This is a genomic window from Gillisia marina, from assembly GCF_000258765.1.
Lineage (GTDB): Bacteria > Bacteroidota > Bacteroidia > Flavobacteriales > Flavobacteriaceae > Gillisia > Gillisia marina.
Genome location: NZ_AJLT01000023.1, coordinates 1 through 19,308, shown reverse-complemented (window position 1 = coordinate 19,308; position 19,308 = coordinate 1). Strand labels below are relative to the sequence as shown.

Here is a 19,308-nt window from a genome sequence, read left to right as displayed (position 1 = left end):
TTATCAAAAATTATTGTTTAATTAAATTTTATAGGAGATGAAAGTAAATGTGCAATCAGTAAACTTTAATGCAGATCAGAAATTAATCGATTTCATTCAAAACAGATTAGATAAATTGGAACACTTCTACGATAAAATTATTTATGCCGATGTGTTTTTAAAAGTTCAAAAGACAAGCGAAAAAGAAAATAAAATCACTGAAATTTTGTTAAGCATTCCGGGTGGAGATATAATGGTGAAAAAGAGATGTAAAAAATTTGAAGAGTGTGTAGATGAATCGGTTAGCGCATTGCAACGTCAACTATTAAAAAAGAAAGAAAAAATGAGTGCTCACGTTTAATAAATTTTTTCTCAAATTCTTTTTGTGAAATAAATAAAATGTATACATTTGCAGTCCGTTAGAAATAGCGGACTTTTTTATGCTGAAAAAGTATAGAAATGCCGATGTAGCTCAGCTGGCTAGAGCAGCTGATTTGTAATCAGCAGGTCGTGGGTTCGAGTCCCTCCATCGGCTCTTTTTAAGTTGAAAAATTATATCAGGAGATTAACTGAGTTTTGAAAAAGATAAAAAGTTAATTGGGGCAAGAAGTTTATCCTGAACGTAGTCGAAGGGAGTCCCTCCATCGGCTCTTTGAAAAATTGAAATCACAGTAAGAAATGAAGATTTGCAGGTTTGTAGAGCTTTATTTTCAGGGGTAAATATTTTATTCTGGGTCTAATAGAGCATAAGCTTTATTTTATTTTAGAAAATTCCCATAAATGTTTTGATTTAAGGAGTAAATATCGTTAAATTTGCACCTTCAAAAAAGCAAGCCATTTAAGTGTAGATTTCAATGGTTCTGTGAAATTTTGGAAAGGTAATATTGGGGAGATACTCAAGCGGCCAACGAGGGCAGACTGTAAATCTGCTGACTACGTCTTCGCAGGTTCGAATCCTGCTCTCCCCACAAATCACTTTATTGTGATGTATCCAACAGAAATGTCAATTTTGATGTTTCGATTTTGCGAAAGTAGCTCAGTTGGTAGAGCGTCAGCCTTCCAAGCTGAATGTCGCCGGTTCGAACCCGGTCTTTCGCTCTAAGAAAAAGTAGTCGGGCAGTTGCATGACTTCTAGCTCTAAGGACAACAACGGTTTTAGAACTGTTCTTTATCTCCAACAGGCGTGGCTTGTGGGAGATAGCCTTTTTTGCCGACGTAGCTCAGGGGTAGAGCGTTTCCTTGGTAAGGAAGAGGTCACGAGTTCAATTCTCGTCGTTGGCTCTTATATTTTGTATAAAATTGAACACTAATATATAACTAAGAATAAATAATCATTAATTATGGCAAAGGAAACTTTTGATCGTTCCAAACCGCACTTAAACATAGGTACGATAGGACACGTAGATCACGGAAAAACTACCTTAACTGCAGCGATTACTAAAGTAATGGCTGACGCTGGATTTTCAGCAGCTATGTCTTTTGATCAGATTGACAACGCTCCAGAAGAAAAGGAAAGAGGTATTACAATTAACTCTTCACACGTAGAGTATTCTACTAAAGAGCGTCACTACGCACACGTAGATTGTCCTGGTCACGCCGATTATGTGAAGAACATGGTTACTGGTGCTGCTCAAATGGACGGTGCTATCTTGGTAGTTGCGGCTACAGATGGACCAATGCCACAAACTCGTGAGCACATCCTTTTAGGACGCCAGGTTGGTATTCCTAGAATCGTTGTATTCATGAATAAAGTGGATATGGTTGATGATGAAGAATTATTAGAATTAGTTGAAATGGAAGTAAGAGATTTACTTTCTTTCTACGAATATGATGGAGATAATGGACCTGTTATAGCTGGTTCTGCTTTAGGAGCGCTTAACGGTGAAGAAAAATGGGTAAATACAGTTCTAGAATTAATGGAAGCTGTAGATTCATGGATCGAACTTCCTGCACGTGATGTAGATAAGCCTTTCCTTATGCCAATCGAAGATGTATTCTCTATTACTGGTCGTGGTACTGTTGCAACTGGTAGAATTGAAACTGGAATCGCTAATACTGGAGATCCAGTAGAGATTATCGGTATGGGTGCTCAAAAATTGACATCTACTATTACTGGTATTGAAATGTTCCGTCAAATCCTTAACAGAGGTGAAGCTGGAGATAACGCAGGTATTCTTTTAAGAGGTATTGAAAAATCAATGATCTCTAGAGGAATGGTAATCGTTAAGCCAGGATCTGTAACTCCTCACGCTAAGTTTAAAGCAGAGGTTTATATCTTGAAAAAAGAAGAAGGTGGACGTCACACTCCATTCCATAATAACTACCGTCCTCAGTTTTACGTACGTACTACTGATGTTACAGGAACTATTAGCTTGCCAGAAGGTGTAGAAATGGTTATGCCTGGAGATAACTTAACTATTCATGTTGAGTTGTTGCAAACTATCGCGATGAACGTAGGTTTGCGTTTTGCAATTCGTGAAGGTGGTAGAACAGTTGGAGCTGGTCAGGTTACTGAAATTTTGGACTAAGCATAAATCATAAGTTTATAGGTATCCTGCTTTTTTGTGGGATACCTAAACTTATATTTACGGGTTTAGCTCAGTTGGTAGAGCACTGGTCTCCAAAACCAGGTGTCGTGAGTTCGAGTCTCTCAACCCGTGCTTGTTAATTAAGAGTCCCGGTTTGGGTACTGTTTTTTAAAATATAAAATCACAGGATTGTAACTATAGTTTGTTTGAAGCTAAAATTAGAATTCGTGTAAATAGATAAAACCATGGCAGGAATCGTCAATTATATTTCAGAGTCTTATAACGAATTGAGAAATCACGTTACATGGCCTACTTGGGCAGAAGCTCAAAGATTAACAGTAGTTGTAGCTGTTTTTTCAATCATTTTTTCACTAGCTATTTGGGGTGTAGATACCGTATTTAGTTCGGCTATTGAACAATATTTTGAATGGATTAAATCTTAAATTTTAAGGCTATGGCAGAAGTTAAGGATAAAAAATGGTACGTGGTTCGCGCCGTAAGTGGTCAAGAAAATAAGGTTAAAGAATATATTGAGAGAGAGATTTCTCATCACGGTTTAGAAGATTTTATTGGGGAAGTACTTGTTCCTACAGAGAAAGTGATTCAAATTAGAAATGGTAAGAAAATTTCTAAAGAACGTGTTTACTTTCCGGGATATATAATGGTATTAGCCAATCTTGGAGGTGAGATTCCTCATATCATAAAAACAATTAATGGAGTTATAGGTTTTCTTGGTGAAACAAAAGGAGGAGATCCTGTGCCATTAAGAAGAGCTGAAGTGAATAGAATGTTAGGTAAAGTAGATGAATTATCTGTAAAAGCAGATAATGTTGCGATACCATTTACTATTGGCGAAACTATAAAAGTAATAGATGGTCCTTTCAATGGTTTCAATGGAACTGTAGAGAAGATTAATGAAGAGAAGCGTAAGCTTGAGGTAATGGTAAAGATTTTCGGAAGAAAAACACCATTGGAATTAAGCTATATGCAAGTAGAAAAGGTATAAAGAATTACTGTTACATATATTTTTGATAGTTTTTAAAGCTTCCACTCTAAAACTATCATCTAAAAACAATAATAATGGCAAAAGAAATAAGTAAAGTTGTTAAGCTACAAGTTCGCGGAGGTGCTGCTAACCCATCACCACCAGTTGGACCTGCTTTAGGTGCTGCCGGAGTTAATATCATGGAGTTTTGTAAGCAATTTAATGCTAGAACTCAAGATAAACAAGGTAAAGTATTACCTGTTGTTATTACAGTATTTAAAGATAAGTCTTTCGATTTTGTAATTAAAACTCCACCAGCTGCTGTGCAGATATTAGAAGCAGCAAAATCAAAAAAAGGATCGGGTGAACCTAATCGCAAGAAAATTGCTAGTGTAACTTGGGATCAAGTAAGAGCAATTGCTGAAGATAAAATGCAAGATTTAAATGCATTTAAAATCGAATCGGCTATGAAGATGATTGCTGGAACTGCTCGTTCTATGGGTGTAACTGTAAAAGGGCAAGCGCCGTTTTAATCCAAAATAGATATTAAAAATGGCAAAAGTAACTAAAAAGCAAAAAGAAGCTCAATCTAAAATCGAAAACGGGAAACAGTATTCGGTTGCAGAAGCTTCAGTTTTGATAAAAGAAATTACCAACGCAAATTTTGATCCTTCAGTAGATTTAGCGGTTCGTTTGAACGTAGATCCACGTAAAGCAAATCAAATGGTGAGAGGAGTTGTAACTCTTCCTCATGGTACAGGTAAAGACGTAAAGGTATTAGCATTAGTAACTCCAGATAAGGAAGCTGAAGCTAAAGAAGCCGGTGCAGATTACGTTGGTTTAGATGAGTACCTTGATAAGATCAAAGGTGGTTGGACCGATGTAGATGTAATTATCACCATGCCAAGTGTAATGGGGAAATTAGGGCCTTTAGGTAGAGTTTTAGGACCAAGAGGATTAATGCCTAACCCAAAAACGGGTACAGTAACAATGGATGTTGCGAAAGCAGTTTCAGATGTTAAAGCTGGTAAAATCGACTTTAAAGTTGATAAATTCGGTATTGTACACGCAGGTATTGGAAAAGCATCTTTTGATGCAGATAAAATTGCTGGAAACGCAAGAGAATTATTAACTACGTTGGTTAAGTTGAAACCAGTGGCTGCAAAGGGAGTATATATTAAGAGTATATACCTTTCTTCTACAATGAGCCCAAGTGTTGAGATTGATACTAAAAGGTTCACTGAGCAATAATATTATAGATTATGACAAGAGAAGAAAAATCATTAGTAATTGAAGATTTAACTGCGCAGTTATCAAATAATTCTATTATTTACCTTGCAGATATCTCAGGTTTAAACGCCTTGAGTACTTCAAATTTACGTCGTGCTTGTTACAAAGCAAACGTACAACTTGCAGTAGTTAAAAATACGTTGCTTGCTAAAGCTATGGAAGCTTCCGATAAAGAATTCGGAGAACTTCCTTCAGTTTTAAAAGGGAACACCTCTATTATGCTTTCAGATACTGGAAATGCTCCGGCGAAAGTAATTAAAGAATTCAGAAAAAAATCTCAAACACCTTTACTTAAAGGAGCTTTTATAGAAGAAGCTATTTATGTTGGTGACGACTATCTAGAGACATTGGTTAATATCAAGTCTAAAGAAGAAGTTATTGGAGAGATTATCGGATTGTTACAATCACCTGCTAAGAATGTTATTTCAGCATTAAAATCAAGTGGTGGTAAATTAGCCGGAATTCTTAAAACTCTTTCTGAAAAAGAAGAGAAATAAATACGCGCACTATTAATAATTATTTATACACAAAGAACATTTTAAAACGATAGAAAATGGCAGATTTAAAAGATTTCGCAGAACAATTAGTTAACCTTTCGGTAAAAGAAGTAAATGAGTTAGCTACTATATTAAAAGATGAATATGGTATCGAGCCTGCAGCTGCTGCTGTAGCTATGGCTGGTCCAGCTGGTGGTGGTGATGATGCTGCCGATGAGCAAACAGAATTCGATGTAATTCTTAAAGCTGCAGGTGGATCTAAATTAGCAGTAGTTAAATTGGTTAAAGAACTTACAGGATTAGGACTTAAAGAAGCTAAGGGATTAGTTGATGAAGCTCCAAAACCAGTAAAAGAAGGAGTTTCTAAAGATGAAGCTGAAGCATTAAAAGCACAATTAGAAGAAGCAGGAGCCGAGGTTGAGCTTAAATAAGCTTAGCACAAGCAATATATTTAGGTTTAGACCTCGGGACTAGCTCCCGAAGGTCTAAACCCTTTTGCGTATATGAAGCTTACGCCTTATAACGCACCCATATTTTATATAAATTATAATTCCGTCCATTGATGTTAGCAACGCAAACTGAAAGATTGAATTTCTCTTCTGTAAAGAACAAGCCTGATTATCCAGACTTTTTGGATGTCCAAATTAAGTCGTTTCAGGACTTCTTTCAATTAGAAACAAAATCAGAAGAAAGAGGAGATGAAGGTCTCTATAACACTTTCCTGGAAAACTTTCCTATTACAGATACCCGCAATCAATTCGTATTAGAATTCCTGGATTATTTTGTGGATCCACCAAGATATTCCATTCAGGAATGTATAGAACGTGGTTTGACTTATAGCGTGCCGTTAAAGGCTCGTTTAAAATTATATTGTACAGATCCAGAACACGAAGATTTCGAAACTATTGTACAGGATGTGTATTTGGGAACTATCCCTTATATGACTCCTAGTGGAACATTTTGTATAAATGGAGCAGAGCGAGTAGTTGTTTCTCAGTTGCACCGTTCACCTGGTGTTTTCTTTGGACAGTCTTTCCATGCGAATGGAACAAAATTATATTCTGCCCGAGTAATTCCTTTTAAAGGATCTTGGATAGAATTTGCTACCGATATCAACAACGTAATGTACGCGTATATCGATAGAAAGAAAAAATTACCTGTTACTACACTTTTCCGTGCAATTGGGTTTGAAAGAGATAAGGACATCCTTGAGATCTTTGACCTTGCAGAGGAAGTAAAAGTTTCTAAAACAGGACTTAAAAAATATCTTGGTCGTAAATTAGCGGCAAGAGTATTAAATACATGGTATGAAGATTTCGTAGATGAAGATACTGGAGAAGTGGTATCTATTGAGCGAAATGAAATTGTATTAGACCGTGATACAGAATTGAACAAAGATCATATCGAGGAAATCCTTGAGACTGGTAATAAAACTATTTTGCTTCACAAGGAAGATAACTCTACTGGAGATTATGCAATTATTCATAATACATTGCAAAAAGATCCAACAAACTCTGAAAAAGAAGCTGTTGAGCATATCTACCGTCAATTACGTAATGCAGAACCGCCAGATGAGGAAACTGCACGTGGAATTATAGATAAATTGTTCTTTTCAGACCAACGTTACTCTTTAGGAGAAGTGGGTCGTTACAGAATGAACAAAAAACTTGGTCTTGATATTGGAATGGATAAGCAAGTGCTTACCAAGGAAGATATTATCACTATTGTAAAATATTTAATAGAGTTAATAAACTCTAAAGCAGAGATAGATGATATCGATCACTTATCTAACCGTCGTGTTAGAACAGTAGGAGAGCAGCTTTCTCAGCAATTTGGTGTTGGTTTGGCACGTATGGCACGAACTATTCGTGAGCGTATGAACGTTCGTGATAATGAAGTGTTTACTCCTATAGATTTGATTAATGCTAAGACCTTGTCTTCTGTAATTAATTCCTTCTTTGGAACCAACCAGTTATCTCAGTTTATGGATCAAACGAATCCATTGGCAGAGATAACCCACAAGCGTAGATTATCTGCATTAGGACCAGGTGGACTTTCAAGAGAAAGAGCAGGGTTTGAGGTACGTGATGTTCACTATACACACTACGGGAGACTTTGTCCTATTGAAACTCCAGAGGGACCAAACATTGGATTGATCTCTTCACTTTCTGTTTTTGCAAAAGTGAACAGTATGGGATTCATTGAAACTCCTTACAGAACTGTAGATAACGCAAAAATCAATTTTTCTGATGAGCCTATTTATTTAAGTGCTGAAGAAGAAGAGAACAAAAAGATTGCACAGGCCAACATTCCTTTAAAAGATGATGGTACTATAAATACAGATAAGGTTATTGCACGTATGGAAGGTGACTTCCCGGTAGTAGATCCAAAAGAGATCCACTATATAGATGTTGCACCAAACCAAATATCTTCCATATCGGCTTCGTTAATTCCATTCTTGGAACATGATGATGCCAACAGAGCATTGATGGGATCTAACATGATGCGTCAGGCGGTTCCTTTATTAAGAGCGGAATCTCCTATTGTTGGTACTGGTCTGGAAAGACAAGTGGCTACAGATTCTCGTGTATTGATCAACGCTGAAGGAGAAGGGGAAGTTGAGTATGTAGATGCTGAAAAAATTACCATTAAGTACGATCGTACAGAAGATGACAGAATGGTGAGTTTTGAAAGTGATTCTAAAACTTACAACCTTATCAAATTTAGAAAAACAAACCAAGGTACTTCTATTAACCTAAGACCAATTGTAAATGTTGGTGATAGAGTTACTAAAGGTCAAGTACTTTGTCAAGGGTATGCTACAGAAGCTGGGGAACTTGCTTTAGGTAGAAACATGAAGGTTGCCTTCATGCCTTGGAAAGGATATAACTTTGAGGATGCAATTGTAATTTCTGAAAGAGTTGTAAGAGAAGATGTATTTACTTCTATTCATATAGATGAATATTCATTAGAAGTTAGAGATACCAAATTAGGTAACGAAGAGCTTACTAATGATATTCCAAACGTTTCTGAAGAAGCCACTAAGGACTTGGATGAAAACGGTATGATTAGAATTGGAGCTGAAGTGAAGCCCGGTGATATTCTTATTGGAAAGATCACTCCGAAAGGAGAAAGTGATCCAACTCCTGAAGAAAAATTATTACGTGCGATCTTTGGTGATAAAGCGGGAGATGTAAAAGATGCTTCGTTAAAAGCGCACCCATCATTAAGAGGGGTTGTAATTAACAAGAAACTTTTTGCAAGAGCTGTAAAAGATAAGCGTAAAAGAGTTCAGGATAAAGAGGACGTTACTGCATTAGAGAAAAACTATGATGCTAAATTCAATGTTCTTAAAGCTGAATTGATCGAGAAATTGTTTACGATTGTTGGAGGTAAAACTGCACAAGGAGTTATAAACGATTTAGGGGAAGAAGTAATGCCAAAAGGTAAGAAATACACTCTAAAGATGTTAAATTCTGTAGACGATTATACGCACCTTACACAAGGAACGTGGACTACAGATGATCATTTAAACAAATTAGTAGCAGATCTTCTTCATAACTACAAGATTAAGGAAAACGATCTTCAAGGAAACTTAAGAAGAGAGAAATTCACGATCTCTGTTGGAGATGAATTACCTGCAGGAATTATAAAATTAGCAAAAATTTATGTTGCTAAGAAGAGAAAACTGAAGGTTGGAGATAAGATGGCGGGACGTCACGGTAACAAAGGTATTGTTGCACGTATCGTTCGTCAGGAAGATATGCCTTTCTTAGAAGATGGAACTCCTGTAGATATCGTATTGAACCCACTTGGGGTACCTTCCCGTATGAACATTGGTCAAATTTATGAGACTGTGTTAGGATGGGCAGGACAAAAATTAGGTAGAAAATATGCTACTCCAATTTTTGACGGTGCTACATTAGATCAGATCAATGAATTAACAGATGAAGCCGGTGTGCCAAGATTTGGACATACGCATCTTTACGATGGTGGAACTGGAGATAGATTTGATCAAGCTGCAACTGTAGGTGTTATTTATATGTTGAAATTAGGACATATGATTGATGATAAGATGCACGCACGTTCTATAGGACCATACTCTCTTATTACGCAACAACCATTAGGTGGTAAAGCGCAATTTGGAGGTCAACGTTTTGGTGAGATGGAAGTTTGGGCGTTAGAGGCTTATGGAGCTTCTGCAACTTTGCGTGAGATCTTAACCGTAAAATCGGATGATGTAATTGGTAGAGCTAAAACTTACGAGGCAATCGTAAAAGGAGAGCCTATGCCAGAGCCGGGACTACCTGAATCTTTCAACGTGTTAATGCACGAATTGAAAGGATTAGGATTGGATATTAGATTAGAAGAATAATATACTGTTAGTATAGGTGTAGTGCGAAAGTGCTCAACCTATAATACAGGATTTTCACAATAATTAGATAGCATTGATTATGGCTAGAAATAATGAAAAGAGTACAGAACAGAGGTTTGATAAAATCTCTATAGGTTTAGCTTCCCCGGAATCCATTTTAGCGGCATCCAGAGGAGAAGTTCTTAAGCCTGAAACTATCAATTATCGTACGCACAAGCCTGAGCGTGACGGGTTATTCTGTGAGCGAATTTTTGGTCCTGTAAAGGATTACGAATGTGCCTGTGGAAAATATAAAAGAATCCGATACAAAGGAATTGTATGTGATAGATGTGGGGTAGAAGTTACAGAGAAAAAAGTACGTCGTGACCGTGTTGGGCACATTAACTTGGTTGTACCTGTAGCACATATCTGGTATTTCCGTTCTTTACCAAACAAAATAGGATACTTATTGGGTCTTCCATCCAAGAAATTGGACATGATTATTTACTACGAACGTTATGTAGTGATCCAGGCAGGTATTGCAAAGAATGCTGAAGGTGAACCAGTAAAAAAGATGGACTTCTTAACAGAAGAAGAATATCTTGATATTTTAGACACCCTTCCACAAGAAAATCTTTATTTGGACGATGCAGATCCAAATAAATTCATCGCTAAGATGGGAGCTGAATGTTTGATAGAACTTTTAAAAAGAATAGATCTTGATGAGCTTTCTTACGATTTAAGACATAAAGCGAACAACGAAACTTCTAAACAACGTAAAACAGAGGCTTTAAAAAGACTTCAGGTTGTAGAGGCTTTCCGTGATGCAAATAAGAATAGAGAGAACCTTCCGGAATGGATGATTATGAAGGTTGTGCCAATTACTCCTCCAGAACTTAGACCTTTAGTGCCTTTGGATGGTGGACGTTTTGCAACTTCAGATTTAAATGATCTTTACCGTAGAGTTATTATTCGTAACAATCGTTTAAAGCGATTGATGGAAATTAAAGCTCCAGAGGTAATTCTTCGTAACGAAAAACGTATGCTACAGGAATCTGTAGATTCGTTATTCGATAATACAAGAAAGTCTTCAGCAGTAAAAACAGATTCTAACAGACCATTAAAATCCCTTTCAGATTCCTTAAAAGGAAAACAAGGGCGTTTCCGTCAGAACTTACTTGGTAAGCGTGTAGATTATTCTGCTCGTTCTGTAATTGTTGTAGGACCAGAATTAAAAATGTTTGAATGTGGTATTCCTAAGGATATGGCTGCAGAACTTTACAAGCCTTTCGTGATTAGAAAACTAATCGAAAGAGGAATTGTAAAAACTGTGAAGTCTGCCAAGAAGATCATAGACAAAAAAAGAACCAGTTGTTTGGGATATATTAGAGAATGTTCTTAAAGGACATCCTGTATTATTGAACAGGGCTCCTACGCTTCACCGTTTAGGAATCCAGGCATTCCAACCAAAACTTATTGAAGGAAAAGCAATCCAACTTCACCCATTAGCAACTACGGCATTCAACGCCGATTTTGATGGGGATCAAATGGCGGTACACTTGCCACTTGGACCAGAAGCTATCTTGGAAGCGCAACTTTTAATGTTAGGTTCTCACAACATATTGAACCCTGCTAATGGATCACCAATTACGGTTCCATCTCAGGATATGGTACTTGGTCTTTATTACATGACCAAACAAAGAGTATCTACAGATGAAGTGAAGATTAAAGGGCAAGGACTTACTTTTTATTCAGCAGAAGAGGTTGTTATCGCTTTCAACGAGAAAATGGTAGATCTTAATGCTTCAATAAAAATAAGAACGCTAGATTTAAATGAAGAAGGAGAATTAGTTAAGAAAGTTATTGAAACTACCACTGGTAGAGTATTGTTTAATGAAACAGTACCTGCAAAAGCTGGGTTTATCAATGAGGTTTTAACTAAAAAATCTTTACGTGATATTATTGGAAGAGTATTAAAGTTAACAAGTGTTGCTGAAACTGCTGAATTCCTTGATCAGATCAAAACTTTAGGATATAAATTCGCTTATACAGGTGGTTTATCATTCAGTTTAGGTGATATTATTATCCCGGAAGAAAAGCAATCTATGATTGATGAAGCCAACGAACAGGTGGAAGGAATCATTGGTAACTATAACATGGGTCTTATTACCAATAACGAGCGTTATAATCAGGTAATTGATATTTGGACTGCAACAAATGCAGGACTTACAGAATTGGCAATGAAGCGTATCCGTGAGGATAACCAAGGATTCAACTCTGTGTATATGATGCTTGATTCTGGTGCGCGTGGATCTAAAGAACAGATTCGTCAGTTAACCGGAATGCGTGGATTGATGGCTAAGCCTAAGAAATCCAACTCTGGAGGAGGAGAAATTATTGAAAACCCGATTTTATCCAACTTTAAGGAAGGTCTTTCAATTCTTGAATACTTTATCTCGACTCACGGTGCTCGTAAAGGTCTTGCCGATACTGCACTTAAAACTGCCGATGCGGGTTACTTAACTCGTAGATTGGTAGATGTTTCACAAGATGTTATTGTTAATGAAGAAGACTGTGGAACATTAAGAGGAGTAGAAGTTACACCACTTAAGAAGAATGATGAAATAGTAGAATCTTTAGGAGAACGTATTGTAGGAAGAATTTCCTTAAATGATATTTATAACCCTTTAACTGAAGAACTTTTAGTTTCTACGGGAGAAGAGATTTCTGAAGATGCTGTTAAGAAAATAAACGAAGCACCTATTCCAAGTGTTGAAGTAAGATCTGCTCTTACTTGTGAGGCTAAGAAAGGAATTTGTGTGAAATGTTACGGTAGAAACCTTGCAACCAATAAATTGGTGCAACGTGGAGAAGCTGTAGGTGTTGTTGCTGCGCAATCTATTGGAGAGCCGGGAACACAACTTACACTACGTACCTTCCACGTGGGTGGTATTGCAGGAAACATTTCAGAAGAAAACAAACTTATTGTTAAGTTTGGTGGAGTTGCAGAAATTGAAGATTTAAAGGTTGTAAAAGGTGAAGGTCCAGATGGAAGTATTACCGATATCGTGATCTCTAGAACTTCAGAGCTTAAAGTAAAGGATAAGAAAACCGGAGTTGTACTTAGTACTAATAACATCCCTTATGGTTCTCAAATCTTTATTAAGAGTGGCGACACTGTGAAGCTAATGATGTTGTTTGTCAGTGGGATCCTTATAACGGGGTGATCATTTCAGAATTTGCTGGTAAGATTAAGTACGAGAATATCGAACAAGGATATACCTACCAAGTTGAAATAGATGAGCAAACCGGATTCCAGGAAAAAGTAATTTCAGATTCTAAGAACAAGAAAATGATTCCAACCTTACTTATTTTAGGTAAGAAGGATGAAGTTATTCGTTCTTATAACCTACCGGTTGGGGCTCACCTTATGGTAGATAAAGATGAAAAGATCAAGGTTGGTAAGATTTTGGTTAAAATACCTAGAAAATCTTCTAAAGCCGGGGATATTACAGGAGGTCTTCCACGTGTAACCGAATTATTCGAAGCGCGTAACCCTTCTAACCCTGCAGTTGTTAGTGAGATAGATGGTGTGATTTCTTTTGGTAAGATCAAAAGAGGTAACCGTGAGATTATCGTTGAGTCTAAATTAGGAGAAGTTAAAAAGTATTTAGTTAAACTTTCTAACCAGATTCTAGTTCAGGAGAACGATTACGTACGTGCGGGAATGCCATTATCTGATGGATCTATTACTCCGGAAGACATCTTGAGTATTAAAGGACCAAACGCGGTTCAGCAATACTTGGTGAATGAAGTACAAGAAGTATATCGTTTACAAGGGGTGAAGATTAACGACAAGCACTTTGAAGTTGTTGTAAGACAAATGATGCGTAAAGTAAGAATCGTAGATTCTGGGGATACTATTTTCTTAGAGAACCAATTAATCCATAAGTCAGACTTCATTGAAGAAAATGACAATCTATTTGGATTGAAGGTAATTGAAAATCCAGGAGAGTCTACTAAACTGAAAGCGGGTCAGCTTGTAAGTGTTCGTGAACTAAGAGATGAGAATTCATCTTTAAGAAGAGAGGATAAAGAACTTGCTACAGCTAGAGATGCGGTAAATGCAACAGCAACACCAATTCTACAAGGTATAACAAGAGCTTCCCTACAAACTAAATCATTCATCTCTGCAGCTTCCTTCCAGGAAACTACGAAGGTGTTAAATGAGGCAGCGGTAGCCGGTAAGATAGATTACCTAGAAGGACTTAAGGAGAACGTTATCGTTGGACATAAGATCCCTGCAGGTACTGGAATGCGTGCTTATGATAACATTATTGTTGGTTCTAAAGAGGATCTTAACGAAATGATGGAGAAAAAGCAGGAAGTAAACTATAATTAATAAATTCGTTTCCTGTTTTGCTGAAAAGTGGGACAGGAAATAAATCATAAGAAATCTGCATTTTTTGACGCTTCGGCCGATTGAATGCAGATTTTCTTATTTTAGACAAAACTATTGAAATTATGAGTGATGATAAAAATGCAAAACAAGGACAGATTAATATAGAACTGGATGAAAAAATAGCTGAAGGAACCTATTCCAATTTAGCTATTATCAATCATTCTGTTTCAGAATTCGTGGTGGATTTTGTGAGTATAATGCCCGGAACACCCAAAAGCAAGGTAAAATCAAGGATTATTTTAACGCCGCAACACGCTAAGAGATTATTGAAGGCCTTGGGAGATAATGTGAAGCGTTTTGAAAAAGCACATGGTGAAATAAAGGATTACGAGCAACCGCCTATTCCATTGAATTTTGGCCCAACTGGACAGGCCTAAATTTTTTATGTATAGTATGTCACTTCGAGCGGAGTCGAGAAGTTTTAATAGTTGTATTTCAAATCATATTTCGACAATCTCAATATGACACATTCAATTATAAATAAAACCCTGAAGAGTTTTCTTCAGGGTTTTATTTATGAACTCACTTCAACTTGTCATTCTGAACGAAATGAAATGGAGTGAAGAATCTCTGGAGAATTAATGAGATTCATCTCCCGAAAGCTTTCGGGATCGGAATGAAATTTTGTACTTAAAGATTATCAAAAACCCCGAAGGATCTCCTTCGGGGTTTTATATTTTTATAAAAAAAACGTCGCTGTTAAAACTCAGATACCAAATGAAATTTAATACTCGGATATTTAGATTGTGTCATTTGTAAAGAGAACTGAGAATCGGCGAAGAAAACCAATTGTCCTCTTTTGTCTTTAGCTAAGAATTTTGATTTCACTCTTTTAAAGTCTTTAAATTCTTCACTTTTTGGATCTTTTACTTCTACCCAAGTCGCTTTAAATACATTTACATTTTCATAGGTACATTTAGCACCATATTCATGCTCTAATCTGTACTGAATAACTTCAAATTGCAAAGCTCCAACCGTTCCAATTACTTTCCGATTGTTCATTTCCAGAGTAAATAACTGTGCAACTCCTTCGTCCATTAGCTGATCTATCCCTTTTTCCAACTGCTTGGATTTCATAGGGTCAGCGTTATTGATATATCTAAAATGTTCCGGAGAAAAACTTGGGATACCTCTGTAATTAAGCACTTCCCCTTCAGTTAAGGTATCTCCAATTTTAAAGTTTCCGGTATCGTGTAATCCCACAATATCGCCAGGATACGAAGTGTCTACAATTTCCTTCTTTTCAGCAAAGAATGCATTCGGACTCGAGAATTTTAAATTTTTCCTATGTCTCACATGCAAATAGGGTTTATTTCTTTCAAAAATTCCTGATACTATCTTTATAAATGCTAAACGGTCACGGTGCTTTGGATCCATATTGGCATGAATTTTAAATACAAAACCGGTAAATTGTTTTTCGTTAGGTTCTACAGTTCTTTCTTCACTGTCTTTTGCACGGGGAGTTGGTGCTATACTAACAAAACAATCTAATAATTCTCGTACTCCAAAATTATTAAGCGCAGACCCAAAGAATACCGGTTGTAAATTTCCTTCTAAGTATTCCTTATTATCAAAATTCGGGTAAACACCGTCTATTAATTCAATTTCTTCCCGTAAAGTATTAGCAGCTTTAGAGCCTAAAAGTTCATCTAATTTTTCAGATTTCAAATCGGAGATTTCAATGGTCTCTTCAATGTCTTTTCTGGAATCTCCAGTAAATAGGTTGATATTCTTCTCCCAGATATTATAAATCCCTTTAAAGTCGTAACCCATTCCAATAGGAAAACTTAAAGGAGTAACTCTTAAGCTCAATTTTTGCTCTATCTCATCTAAAAGTTCAAAGGCATCTTTTCCTTCACGATCCATTTTATTTATAAAAACGATCATTGGGATATTTCGCATTCTACAAACCTCTACGAGTTTTTCGGTTTGTTCCTCTACACCTTTCGCAACATCTATCACCACAATAACGCTATCTACAGCGGTTAAAGTTCTAAAAGTGTCTTCAGCAAAATCCTTATGACCTGGAGTATCTAGAATATTTATTTTTATTCCGTCATATTCAAACGCCAAAACCGAGGTTGCTACAGAAATTCCACGCTGCCGCTCGATTTCCATGAAATCACTAGTGGCACCTTTTTTTATTTTATTAGATTTTACCGCCCCGGCTTCTTGGATTGCCCCACCAAAAAGTAAAAGTTTTTCAGTTAAAGTGGTTTTTCCGGCATCTGGGTGAGAAATAATGCCAAATGTTCTCCTTCTTTTTATCTCGTCGGTAAATTTCATATCCTTATTTAAGGCTGCAAAGATAAAATTTTTGATCTAGAAATGGGAATTGTTCCGGGATTTGGATCTTAATATTTAAAAATGCATTTCCCGTCCTTAGCACCTACTTTTCCTATGATTTGGTGATGCTATTTTGTATTTTTGGTTTTCAATTTTAGTTATGACCGAAGAAAAAGTGATCTTGGTAAATCAAAAGGATGAGCCTATTGGTTTAATGCCAAAGATGGAAGCCCACGAAAAAGGACTCTTACACCGTGCATTTTCCGTATTTATATTTAATGAAAAGAAGGAGTTAATGCTTCAACAAAGAGCATTAACAAAATACCATTCCCCGGGACTTTGGACTAACACATGCTGTAGCCATCAAAGAGAAGGAGAGACTAATATTGAAGCCGGAAAAAGACGTTTACAGGAAGAAATGGGTTTTTCTACAGAATTAGAAGATACCATTTCCTTCATTTATAAGGCGCCATTTGATAATGGTTTGACAGAGCATGAATTTGACCACATCTTGGTTGGAAACTATAATAAACAACCACAATTGAATCCTGAGGAAGCTGAAGCATGGAAATGGGTGGGTCTAGACGATGTGGCCAAGGATATGGAAAATAACCCAACGGCATATACCGAATGGTTTAAAATTATTTTTGAAAAATATTACCAATCTATAGAACGATGAAAGTAACTGTACATAGAAAGGCTCATTTTAACGCTGCGCACAGATTATATCGTAAGGACTGGGATGATGATAAGAATCGGGATATATTCGGAAAATGCAGCAACCCTAATTTTCACGGCCATAATTATGAATTAACAGTATCTGTAAAAGGAGATATAGACCCGGAAACAGGATTTGTGGTAGATATGAAGGTTTTAAAAAATCTTATTGCTTCTGAAATAGAAGAGTATCTAGATCATAAGAATTTAAATGTTGAAGTAGAAGAATTTAAAAAACTAAATCCTACCGCCGAAAACATCGCTGTTGTTATTTGGAATAGATTAAGACCAAAATTAGTACAGAGCTTAGAACTTAGTATAACCCTATATGAAACACCAAGAAATTTTGTAACTTATAAGGGCGAGTAAATGGATTTAAAAATTGGTGATAAGATTCCAAATATTAGTATTCCGGATGAATCTGGGCAACTATTTGAATTAAACAAATTCTCTGGAAAGAAAGCGTTGGTTGTATATTTTTATCCGAAGAACTTTACTCCCGGTTGTGTAAAGGAAGCTTGTGATTTTAGGGATAAATATGAAGATTTTAAGGCATTGAATGCAGAAGTGATTGGAATAAGTTCCGACTCTGAAGCTTCACATAAAAGGTTTAAAACCAAATATAAATTACCATTCATATTTTTATCTGATATAAATAAAAAAGCGCGCTCTGCCTTTGGGGTGAAGCCATCATTAATGGGGCTTTTACCGGGAAGAGTAACTTTCGTGTTTGATAAAGGTGGTAAGCTCATTATGCAGTATAACAACCTAAATGCTGCATCTCACACCAAAAAAGCATTAGAAAAACTTAAGACATAACAGGATGAGGAATGAATTGTATCTTTTGAAATTTGAGCCTATAATTAAAGAAAAGATTTGGGGTGGAAGTAAGTTGAAATCTTTATTCAATAAGAACACAGTATCTAATAAAACCGGAGAGAGCTGGGAAATATCAGATCTTGAAAATGATACTTCTATAGTTGCCAATGGTAAATTAAAAGGCAAATCTCTTCAGTGGTTACTAAAGAAATATAAAGAAGAATTGGTTGGAAAGGATGTGTTTAAGAACTTCGGAATTAAATTTCCTCTGCTTATAAAGTATATTGATGCTGCAGAAAACCTATCAATTCAACTTCATCCTAACGATAAGATTGCAAAGGAAAAGCATAACTCATTCGGCAAGACCGAAATGTGGTATATCGTGCAGGCAGATAAGGATGCTGAACTTATTTTAGGCTTTAAAGAGCCAATTTCAAAATCTAAGTATGTAGAATTAGTTGAAAATAATGCTCTTCCTAGAGCTTTAAATAGAATTAAGGTACAGGTTGGGGATGCTTTTATTATCCCTCCTGGCTTGGTTCATGCCATTGGGAAAGGAGTTATGCTGGCAGAGATTCAGCAAACTTCGGATGTTACTTATAGAATTTACGATTGGGATAGAAAAACTGAAACTGGGCAAAAAAGAGAATTACATACAGATCTGGCATTGGAAGCAATTGATCTTTCAAGTGAAAATGGCCATGAAATAGCATATAAGATTCAGCCAAATGCTACATCAAAAATAATAAATACCACTTATTTTAAGACTAACATTATTTCGGTGGAAGGAGAGTTTAGCAAAGATTATGCTGAAAAAGACTGTTTTTTAATACTGATGGGAGTGGAAGGAGAATCAATTGTTAGCTTAGAAAATGGAAATCCCGAAATTTTGAAACAAGGGGAAACCTTACTAATACCGGCTTCTGCTTCAAAAATTAAAATAAATAGTACAGGAGCAAAAATTTTAGAGGTAAGTGTGTAGTATTATTGGAAAATAGATTAAATTCGCAACTTAAAATTTAGAAAATATGGCAAGTAAGAGATTGTTAAAAAGGGATGTGAATTATGTGATGGGAGATATTATTGAAGCTGCATATATCCACCAATTAGCAGATCCTAAGCAAGACCCTAAAAAAACTGAGGCGATTGTTGATGAAGCTATCGTAGCTTTTGACGAATTGATCGCTAAAATCAATCAGAAGAATGTTGAAGATAAAAAGAAGCATTTTAAAGGTATAGAAAAGGAACTTGAAACTAAAGCAAATGCTTTGGTAGAGAAGATCAATAAGTTATAATATTTATTAGACGCCGATGTAGCTCAGCTGGCTAGAGCAGCTGATTTGTAATCAGCAGGTCGTGGGTTCGAGTCCCTCCATCGGCTCTAAAAAAAA

At 36.3% G+C, this 19,308-nt stretch carries 16 protein-coding genes, 6 tRNA genes and 1 pseudogene; 22 read left to right on the top strand and 1 reads right to left on the bottom strand.

The window, feature by feature from the left end; genetic code table 11:
- Positions 1-37: 37 nt before the first annotated feature.
- The 16 genes and pseudogenes from hpf (at position 38) to ON07_RS07235 (ending at position 14,472) form a co-directional block, all read left to right on the top strand.
- The gene (hpf, locus tag ON07_RS07310; protein ID WP_010229575.1) at positions 38-340 is read left to right on the top strand and encodes a ribosome hibernation-promoting factor, HPF/YfiA family; all 303 of its coding nucleotides are present in this window, start codon (positions 38-40) and stop codon (positions 338-340) included.
- Between the two features lie 100 nt (positions 341-440).
- Positions 441-514 (top strand) — tRNA-Thr (locus ON07_RS07305).
- Positions 515-865: 351 nt separating this feature from the next.
- Positions 866-947, top strand: a tRNA-Tyr gene (locus tag ON07_RS07300).
- 57 nt (positions 948-1,004) lie between these two features.
- Positions 1,005-1,077, top strand: a tRNA-Gly gene (locus tag ON07_RS07295).
- Between the two features lie 111 nt (positions 1,078-1,188).
- Positions 1,189-1,260 (top strand) — tRNA-Thr (locus tag ON07_RS07290).
- A gap of 59 nt (positions 1,261-1,319) precedes the next feature.
- The gene (tuf, locus tag ON07_RS07285) at positions 1,320-2,507 is read left to right on the top strand and encodes an elongation factor Tu (RefSeq protein ID WP_010229572.1); all 1,188 of its coding nucleotides are present in this window, start codon (positions 1,320-1,322) and stop codon (positions 2,505-2,507) included.
- A gap of 59 nt (positions 2,508-2,566) precedes the next feature.
- Positions 2,567-2,639 (top strand) — tRNA-Trp (locus tag ON07_RS07280).
- Between the two features lie 113 nt (positions 2,640-2,752).
- Entirely contained in the window at positions 2,753-2,950 is a 198-nt protein-coding gene (secE, locus tag ON07_RS07275) for a preprotein translocase subunit SecE (RefSeq protein WP_010229569.1), read from the top strand.
- Positions 2,951-2,961: 11 nt separating this feature from the next.
- Positions 2,962-3,513: a transcription termination/antitermination protein NusG gene (gene nusG / locus ON07_RS07270; protein WP_010229566.1), complete on the top strand. Its 552-nt coding sequence runs from the start codon at positions 2,962-2,964 to the stop codon at positions 3,511-3,513.
- Between the two features lie 74 nt (positions 3,514-3,587).
- Positions 3,588-4,025 carry a 50S ribosomal protein L11 gene (gene rplK / locus ON07_RS07265; protein WP_010229563.1) on the top strand — a complete coding sequence of 146 codons (438 nt, stop codon included), beginning with the start codon at positions 3,588-3,590 and terminating at the stop codon, positions 4,023-4,025.
- Positions 4,026-4,044: 19 nt separating this feature from the next.
- Positions 4,045-4,743, top strand: a complete 699-nt coding sequence (rplA, locus tag ON07_RS07260) for a 50S ribosomal protein L1 (protein WP_010229561.1) — start codon at positions 4,045-4,047, stop codon at positions 4,741-4,743.
- A gap of 11 nt (positions 4,744-4,754) precedes the next feature.
- Entirely contained in the window at positions 4,755-5,279 is a 525-nt protein-coding gene (rplJ, locus tag ON07_RS07255) for a 50S ribosomal protein L10 (RefSeq protein ID WP_010229558.1), read from the top strand.
- Between the two features lie 56 nt (positions 5,280-5,335).
- On the top strand, positions 5,336-5,710 hold the full coding sequence (rplL, locus tag ON07_RS07250) for a 50S ribosomal protein L7/L12 (RefSeq protein WP_010229555.1): 375 nt from the start codon (positions 5,336-5,338) through the stop codon (positions 5,708-5,710).
- A 131-nt stretch (positions 5,711-5,841) separates the two neighbouring features.
- Entirely contained in the window at positions 5,842-9,654 is a 3,813-nt protein-coding gene (gene rpoB / locus ON07_RS07245) for a DNA-directed RNA polymerase subunit beta (protein WP_010229553.1), read from the top strand.
- 79 nt (positions 9,655-9,733) lie between these two features.
- Positions 9,734-14,035: pseudogene (gene rpoC, locus ON07_RS14830) on the top strand (DNA-directed RNA polymerase subunit beta').
- 122 nt (positions 14,036-14,157) lie between these two features.
- Positions 14,158-14,472: a DUF3467 domain-containing protein gene (locus ON07_RS07235; RefSeq protein ID WP_010229551.1), complete on the top strand. Its 315-nt coding sequence runs from the start codon at positions 14,158-14,160 to the stop codon at positions 14,470-14,472.
- A 322-nt stretch (positions 14,473-14,794) separates the two neighbouring features.
- On the opposite strand, the gene ON07_RS07230 is transcribed toward ON07_RS07235, so the two are convergent.
- The gene (locus tag ON07_RS07230; RefSeq protein WP_010229549.1) at positions 14,795-16,381 is read right to left on the bottom strand and encodes a peptide chain release factor 3; all 1,587 of its coding nucleotides are present in this window, start codon (positions 16,379-16,381) and stop codon (positions 14,795-14,797) included.
- 160 nt (positions 16,382-16,541) lie between these two features.
- Here ON07_RS07230 and idi point away from each other — a divergent pair, with 160 nt between their 5' ends.
- The 6 genes from idi (at position 16,542) to ON07_RS07200 (ending at position 19,298) form a co-directional block, all read left to right on the top strand.
- Positions 16,542-17,060 carry an isopentenyl-diphosphate Delta-isomerase gene (idi, locus tag ON07_RS07225; protein WP_010229547.1) on the top strand — a complete coding sequence of 173 codons (519 nt, stop codon included), beginning with the start codon at positions 16,542-16,544 and terminating at the stop codon, positions 17,058-17,060.
- Positions 17,057-17,467 (top strand): 6-pyruvoyl trahydropterin synthase family protein, encoded by a 411-nt coding sequence (locus tag ON07_RS07220; protein ID WP_010229544.1) that lies wholly within the window; start codon positions 17,057-17,059, stop codon positions 17,465-17,467. The genes idi and ON07_RS07220 overlap by 4 nt, the downstream gene beginning before the upstream one ends.
- Entirely contained in the window at positions 17,468-17,917 is a 450-nt protein-coding gene (locus tag ON07_RS07215) for a peroxiredoxin (RefSeq protein ID WP_010229543.1), read from the top strand.
- 4 nt (positions 17,918-17,921) lie between these two features.
- Entirely contained in the window at positions 17,922-18,899 is a 978-nt protein-coding gene (locus ON07_RS07210) for a type I phosphomannose isomerase catalytic subunit (RefSeq protein ID WP_010229541.1), read from the top strand.
- A gap of 46 nt (positions 18,900-18,945) precedes the next feature.
- Positions 18,946-19,212: a hypothetical protein gene (locus ON07_RS07205; RefSeq protein ID WP_010229538.1), complete on the top strand. Its 267-nt coding sequence runs from the start codon at positions 18,946-18,948 to the stop codon at positions 19,210-19,212.
- A 12-nt stretch (positions 19,213-19,224) separates the two neighbouring features.
- A tRNA-Thr gene (locus ON07_RS07200) sits at positions 19,225-19,298 on the top strand.
- Positions 19,299-19,308 lie beyond the last annotated feature (10 nt).

Bases quoted from the DNA above. Each gene is read 5' to 3' on its own strand.
- rplJ (WP_010229558.1), top strand. From the start codon at position 4,755: ATGACAAGAGAAGAAAAATCATTAGTAATTGAAGATTTAACTGCGCAG.
- ON07_RS07235 (WP_010229551.1), top strand. From the start codon at position 14,158: ATGAGTGATGATAAAAATGCAAAACAAGGACAGATTAATATAGAACTG.
- rplA (WP_010229561.1), top strand. From the start codon at position 4,045: ATGGCAAAAGTAACTAAAAAGCAAAAAGAAGCTCAATCTAAAATCGAA.
- ON07_RS07230 (WP_010229549.1), bottom strand. From the start codon at position 16,381: ATGAAATTTACCGACGAGATAAAAAGAAGGAGAACATTTGGCATTATT.
- tuf (WP_010229572.1), top strand. From the start codon at position 1,320: ATGGCAAAGGAAACTTTTGATCGTTCCAAACCGCACTTAAACATAGGT.
- ON07_RS07210 (WP_010229541.1), top strand. From the start codon at position 17,922: ATGAGGAATGAATTGTATCTTTTGAAATTTGAGCCTATAATTAAAGAA.
- nusG (WP_010229566.1), top strand. From the start codon at position 2,962: ATGGCAGAAGTTAAGGATAAAAAATGGTACGTGGTTCGCGCCGTAAGT.
- rpoB (WP_010229553.1), top strand. From the start codon at position 5,842: ATGTTAGCAACGCAAACTGAAAGATTGAATTTCTCTTCTGTAAAGAAC.
- secE (WP_010229569.1), top strand. From the start codon at position 2,753: ATGGCAGGAATCGTCAATTATATTTCAGAGTCTTATAACGAATTGAGA.
- rplL (WP_010229555.1), top strand. From the start codon at position 5,336: ATGGCAGATTTAAAAGATTTCGCAGAACAATTAGTTAACCTTTCGGTA.
- idi (WP_010229547.1), top strand. From the start codon at position 16,542: ATGACCGAAGAAAAAGTGATCTTGGTAAATCAAAAGGATGAGCCTATT.
- hpf (WP_010229575.1), top strand. From the start codon at position 38: ATGAAAGTAAATGTGCAATCAGTAAACTTTAATGCAGATCAGAAATTA.
- rplK (WP_010229563.1), top strand. From the start codon at position 3,588: ATGGCAAAAGAAATAAGTAAAGTTGTTAAGCTACAAGTTCGCGGAGGT.
- ON07_RS07220 (WP_010229544.1), top strand. From the start codon at position 17,057: ATGAAAGTAACTGTACATAGAAAGGCTCATTTTAACGCTGCGCACAGA.
- ON07_RS07215 (WP_010229543.1), top strand. From the start codon at position 17,468: ATGGATTTAAAAATTGGTGATAAGATTCCAAATATTAGTATTCCGGAT.
- ON07_RS07205 (WP_010229538.1), top strand. From the start codon at position 18,946: ATGGCAAGTAAGAGATTGTTAAAAAGGGATGTGAATTATGTGATGGGA.